Annotated in this window: 4 tRNA genes and 3 rRNA genes; all 7 read right to left on the bottom strand. The window is 51.6% G+C overall.

Going from position 1 to position 6,162, the window contains the following annotated elements:
- Positions 1–2: 2 nt before the first annotated feature.
- The 7 genes from rrf to ABVS15_RS13500 all read right to left on the bottom strand — a co-directional run bounded on the left by rrf (position 3) and on the right by ABVS15_RS13500 (position 5,852).
- Positions 3–118, bottom strand: a 5S ribosomal RNA gene (gene rrf, locus ABVS15_RS13530).
- A gap of 147 nt (positions 119–265) precedes the next feature.
- A tRNA-Lys gene (locus ABVS15_RS13525) sits at positions 266–341 on the bottom strand.
- A 3-nt stretch (positions 342–344) separates the two neighbouring features.
- Positions 345–419 (bottom strand) — tRNA-Glu (locus tag ABVS15_RS13520).
- 218 nt (positions 420–637) lie between these two features.
- Positions 638–3,484: ribosomal RNA gene (locus ABVS15_RS13515) — 23S ribosomal RNA — on the bottom strand.
- Positions 3,485–4,028: 544 nt separating this feature from the next.
- Positions 4,029–4,105 (bottom strand) — tRNA-Ile (locus tag ABVS15_RS13510).
- Positions 4,106–4,115: 10 nt separating this feature from the next.
- Positions 4,116–4,191 (bottom strand) — tRNA-Ala (locus tag ABVS15_RS13505).
- A 131-nt stretch (positions 4,192–4,322) separates the two neighbouring features.
- Positions 4,323–5,852: ribosomal RNA gene (locus ABVS15_RS13500) — 16S ribosomal RNA — on the bottom strand.
- The 16S, 23S and 5S rRNA genes sit together here with 4 tRNA genes alongside, the layout of an rRNA operon.
- Positions 5,853–6,162: the final 310 nt, after the last annotated feature.

The raw sequence follows: 6,162 nt of genomic DNA, 5'->3' as shown, positions 1-6,162 counted from the left end.
TGTGTTGGCGCTACCTGTCTTCCCGGGCCGTTGCCAGCCAAGTATTGTGGGCAGAAGCGAGCTTAACTACCGTGTTCGGAATGGGAACGGGTGGACCCTCGCTCTAATCAGCACCAACTTCGTCGCGATGGAGATGCGTAGGGAATGCGTCCTATATGTTATCCGGTTGACCGGAGAACAAGCTATATTATAAATTGCCTGCGGGTCTTTGTCAAGAGAAAACTCTCTCCTGCGGTACACCGCGCGGCGCACCGCAGGGAGAATCTGGTGCACCTTCACGGACTCGAACCGGGGACCCACTGATTAAGAGTCAGTTGCTCTACCAACTGAGCTAAAGGTGCGTGTGGTGACCCGTACCGGATTCGAACCGATGTTAACGGCGTGAGAGGCCGCTGTCTTAACCACTTGACCAACGGGCCGCGTCGTCGGAGCAAACTGCATTTCATTCGCTTCGCCTTGCGGGCAAAGCTCACTTCATTTCGTTACTCCTCCTCTTCGCGTCGAACGGCGTTCGCCGCGAGGGGGAACGAAAATCGCGTTAAGCGAATTCCGGGGGTTAAAGAAAATGCGTACTTGCCGCACCCTCAAAACCGAACAATGTATGATTTCCTTTCAAGGCTTATTGCCTGCACAATTGTAGGTCAAGCCCTCGGGCGATTAGTACCGATCAGCTCCACACATTACTGCGCTTTCACCTTCGGCCTATCAACCAGGTAGTCTTCCTGGGCCCTTACTTCTTTCGAATGAGAGATCTCATCTCAGGGAGAGTTTCACGCTTAGATGCCTTCAGCGTTTATCTCGTCCATACATAGCTACCCAGCTATGCCCTTGGCAGGACAACTGGTGCACCAGAGGTATGTCCATCCCGGTCCTCTCGTACTAAGGACAGCTCCCTTCAAATCTCTTACGCCCGCAACAGATAGGGACCGAACTGTCTCACGACGTTCTGAACCCAGCTCGCGTGCCACTTTAATCGGCGAACAGCCGAACCCTTGGGACCGAATACAGCCCCAGGATGTGACGAGCCGACATCGAGGTGCCAAACCTCCCCGTCGCTGTGGACGCTTGGGGGAGATCAGCCTGTTATCCCCAGGGTAGCTTTTATCCGTTGAGCGATGGCACTTCCACTTGCATACCACCGGATCACTAACTCCAACTTTCGTTCCTGCTCGACCCGTCGGTCTCGCAGTCAGGCTCGTTTATGCGTTTACACTCACTGCACGATTTCCGTCCGTGCTGAACGAACCTTTGAGCGCCTCCGTTACTCTTTAGGAGGCGACCGCCCCAGTCAAACTGCCCGCCTAACAGTGTCCCCCGACCCGATTCAGGGCCGCAGGTTAGAAAACCAGCAATCCAAGAGTGGTATCCCACCGTCGACTCCACGCAAGCTGACGCCTGCGCTTCCAAGTCTCCCACCTATCCTGTACATGAATTACCGATTTCCAGTATTAAGCTGCAGTAAAGCTCCATGGGGTCTTTCCGTCTAGTTGCGGGTAACCGGCATCTTCACCGGTACTACAATTTCGCCGGGCGGGCTGTTGAGACAGTGCCCAAATCATTACGCCTTTCGTGCGGGTCAGAACTTACCTGACAAGGAATTTCGCTACCTTAGGACCGTTATAGTTACGGCCGCCGTTTACCGGGGCTTCAATTCAATGCTTCGGGTTGCCCCTGACATCTCCTCTTAACCTTCCGGCACCGGGCAGGCGTCAGCCCATATACGTCATCTTTCGATTTAGCATAGACCTGTGTTTTTGGTAAACAGTTGCTTGGGCCTATTCACTGCGGCCTTCATTGCTGAAGGCTCCCCTTCTTCCGAAGTTACGGGGTCAACTTGCCGAGTTCCTTAACAACCCTTCTCCCGTTGGCCTTAGGATTCTCTCCTCATCCACCTGTGTCGGTTTGCGGTACGGGCACCTTAGTATACGCCAGAGCTTTTCTCGCCTCCAGGCATCGCGGACTTCGCTACTATAATTTCGCTCCCTTACGCCCGGGGCTACCAACGCCCGGGTTCCGCTATCCTGAAGTGTCCCTCTGGTTTAAAGTTCGGTGGCTACGGAATTTCTACCGTATGTGCATCGACTACGCCTTTCGGCCTCGCCTTAGCTCCCGGCTTACCTTGGGCGGACGAACCTTCCCCAAGAAACCTTAGATTTTCGGCCATCATGATTCCCACATGATTCTCGCTACTCATTCCGGCATTCTCACTTCCATACAGTCCACCGCTGCTTCCGCTGCGACTTCACCCCATATGGAACGCTCCCCTACCACTGTCATTACTGACAATCCTAAGCTTCGGTTGTATGCTTAGCCCCGTTACATTTTCCGCGCAGAACCACTCGACCAGTGAGCTATTACGCACTCTTTTAATGTGTGGCTGCTTCTGAGCCAACATCCTGGTTGTTTTTGCGATTCCACATCGTTTTCCACTTAGCATACATTTGGGACCTTAGCTGTAGGTCTGGGCTGTTTCCCTTTTGACAATGAAACTTATCTCACACTGTCTGACTGCTAACCATCAATTAGCCGGCATTCTGAGTTTGATAGGCGTTGGTAACCTTATCGGCCCCGCTACCATTCAGTGCTTTACCTCCGGTAATCTAAGTTAACGCTAGCCCTAAAGCTATTTCGGGGAGAACCAGCTATCTCCGGGTTCGATTGGAATTTCACCGCTACCCACAAGTCATCCGCCACCATTGCAACGGGGGTCGGTTCGGTCCTCCATGGGGTTTTACCCCCACTTCAACCTGCTCATGGGTAGGTCACCCGGTTTCGGGTCTATGGCAACGAACTTTTTACGCCCTATTCAGACTCGCTCTCGCTACGCCTCCGGTACTGAATACCTTAAGCTTGCTCGTTACTATAACTCGCCGGACCGTTCTACAAAAAGTACGCCATCACGCATTAACGCGCTTTGACTGCTTGTAAGCACAAGGTTTCAGGTTCTATTTCACTCCCCTCCCGGGGTCCTTTTCACCTTTCCCTCACGGTACTGCTCCTCTATCGGTCACTGAGTAGTATTTAGGCTTGGAGGGTGGTCCCCCCTGTTTCCCACCGGGTTTCACGTGTCCAGCGGTACTCTGGATTCCAGCCAATCTGCATCGCCTTTCGTCTACGGGACTCTCACCCTGTGTCGTCGGCCTTCCCATACCGTTCGACTAGACTAGCAGATCTTATGCCGGTCCACAACCCCGGAGAATAAATCCTCCGGTTTGGCCTCTTCCGCGTTCGCTCGCCACTACTTACGGAATCTCTGTTGATTTCTCTTCCTCGCCCTACTTAGATGTTTCAGTTCAGGCGGTTCCCTTCCTACACCTATTTTGTTCAATGCAGGATGACTGGATATTGTCCAGCCGGGTTTCCCCATTCGGAAATCTGCGGATCAATGGATATTTGCTCCTCCCCGCAGCTTATCGCAGCTTGTCGCGTCCTTCTTCGGCTCTCAGTGCCAAGGCATTCCCCTTGCGCTCTTATTAGCTTGACCTTCGTCGGCGCAAACTACACTTCATTCGCTTTTGGCTTTCGCCCAAAGCTCACTTCGTTCCGTTGCACCTCCTCTTTCACTCAAAACACGTTTTGAGTGAAGCGGGGGACAGGAAACGAAGACTGATATGCAAGTTGCGTTAACGTTTGTCAATAGAGATTTGGTTCTCTAAATGAGTAATCATGCAGGCAATCACAAAGAATTTTGCTCTCGAAATTGTAATTGTTACCCTTCATCTAAATAGATGTTGTTCCACAATTAAAATATCTTGCTATTTTCCACAACCATTACTGGTTTATGAAAAACCTCTCTGTTGCCTTACTTCATTCTTCATACATTGTTCAGTTTTCAAGGTGCAGCTGCGTCGCCGCAAATCCTCTTTGCTCTCTTGCTCCTCCTTTTCGCGTCGAACAGTGTTCACCGCGAACTTTAACGGGGGCTGCCAGAGAACAGAACCTACGATAACACGTTTTCCAACCTCTTTTGAAGTCAGATCTCAAAGTCCAAATCTTTAGGCTTTGAGATCCAACAGCAAATGCTGTATTGGTGGGCCCGAGTGGGCTCGAACCACCGACCTTGCGATTATCAGTCGCACGCTCTAGCCAGCTGAGCTACGGGCCCTTATATACTTTGGTGGAGAATAACGGGATCGAACCGTTGACCTCCTGAATGCAAATCAGGCGCTCTCCCAGCTGAGCTAATCCCCCGTCGATCTCCCTGGCTTTGTCCGCTTGCCGGACGTATACCCTCTAAATTAAACAACGTAACTACTCATTTTGGCCCAGCGGCTGACCTTAGGAAGTTACGACATCTTATTCAGACGTCGAATTCTCCTTAGAAAGGAGGTGATCCAGCCGCACCTTCCGATACGGCTACCTTGTTACGACTTCACCCCAATTATCGAACCCACCTTCGGCCGCGCCCTCATTGCTGTTAGGCTACGGACTTCGGGTGTTCCCGACTCTCATGGTGTGACGGGCGGTGTGTACAAGGCCCGGGAACGTATTCACCGCGGCATGCTGATCCGCGATTACTAGCGATTCCGACTTCACGCAGGCGAGTTGCAGCCTACGATCCGAACTGAGACGGCTTTTAGGGGTTCGCTCCACCTCACGGCTTTGCTTCCCTCTGTTGACCGCCATTGTATTACGTGTGTAGCCCAGGACATAAGGGGCATGATGATTTGACGTCGTCCCCACCTTCCTCCGTTTTGTCAACGGCAGTCTCGCTAGAGTGCTCTTGCGTAGCAACTAACAATAGGGGTTGCGCTCGTTGCGGGACTTAACCCAACATCTCACGACACGAGCTGACGACAACCATGCACCACCTGTCTCTACTTTCCCCGAAGGGCACCTGACGTATCTCTACCTCGTTAGCAGGATGTCAAGCCCTGGTAAGGTTCTTCGCGTTGCTTCGAATTAAACCACATAATCCACCGCTTGTGCGGGCCCCCGTCAATTCCTTTGAGTTTCAACCTTGCGATCGTACTCCCCAGGTGCAATACTTATTGTGTTAACTGCGGCACGCAGGGGGTCAGTCCCCGCACACCTAGTATTGATCGTTTACAGCGTGGACTACCAGGGTATCTAATCCTGTTTGCTCCCCACGCTTTCGCGCCTCACCGTCAGTTATCGTCCAGTAATCCGCCTTCGCCACTGGTGTTCTTCCTTATATCTACGCATTTCACCGCTACACAAGGAATTCCGATTACCTCTCCGACACTCAAGAAAAGCAGTTTCAAATGCAGTTTGGAGGTTGAGCCTCCAGATTTCACATCTGACTTGCCTTCCCGGCTACACGCCCTTTACACCCAGTAAATCCGGACAACGCTTGCCACCTACGTATTACCGCGGCTGCTGGCACGTAGTTAGCCGTGGCTTATTCAAGGGGTACCGTCTTCTACTCTTCCCCCTTAAAAGAAGTTTACAACCCGAAAGCCTTCTTCCTTCACGCGGCGTTGCTGGGTCAGACTTGCGTCCATTGCCCAATATTCCCCACTGCTGCCTCCCGTAGGAGTCTGGGCCGTATCTCAGTCCCAATGTGGCCGGTCAACCTCTCAGTCCGGCTACTGATCGTCGACTTGGTAGGCCGTTACCCCACCAACTATCTAATCAGACGCGAGGCCATCTTTCAGCGATAAATCTTTGACATTCAAGTGATGCCACCCGAATGTTTTATGCGGTATTAGCAGTCGTTTCCAACTGTTGTCCCCCTCTGAAAGGCAGGTTCCTCACGCGTTACTCACCAGTCCGCCACTAAACATTCCTCTTCATTGGCCGAAACCTCTGTCAAGGGTGTTCCGTTCGACTTGCATGTGTTAAGCACGCCGCCAGCGTTCGTCCTGAGCCAGGATCAAACTCTCTATAAAATGGTATTAAAACGAATCAAAGATTCGATCTAAGCTTTCATAGAGCTATTCGTCATAGCTTCATGTTTTATAGTTACAGGTCCCGGTAATTGACTTAACCCGGCCCTGCAACTTCTTCGGCGACGCTTTGTGATTTCTCACGAAGCGTCTACCGCTGGTGCTTTCTTTTTCGTTACGTTGTTTAATTTACAAGGTACACGCCGCCTCAGCGGAACATTGCTATTGTACAAGATCAATCAAGTTTTGTCAAGAACTTTTTTCAACCGTTTTTGACTTTCTAAACCGTCATCCTTGCAGGACAGCCTGTTTA

The organism is Oscillibacter sp. GMB15532 (assembly GCF_041020825.1).
GTDB lineage: Bacteria > Bacillota > Clostridia > Oscillospirales > Oscillospiraceae > Oscillibacter.
The sequence above is the reverse complement of the archived record's forward strand: the minus strand, read 5'-3'. Positions and strand labels throughout refer to the sequence as shown.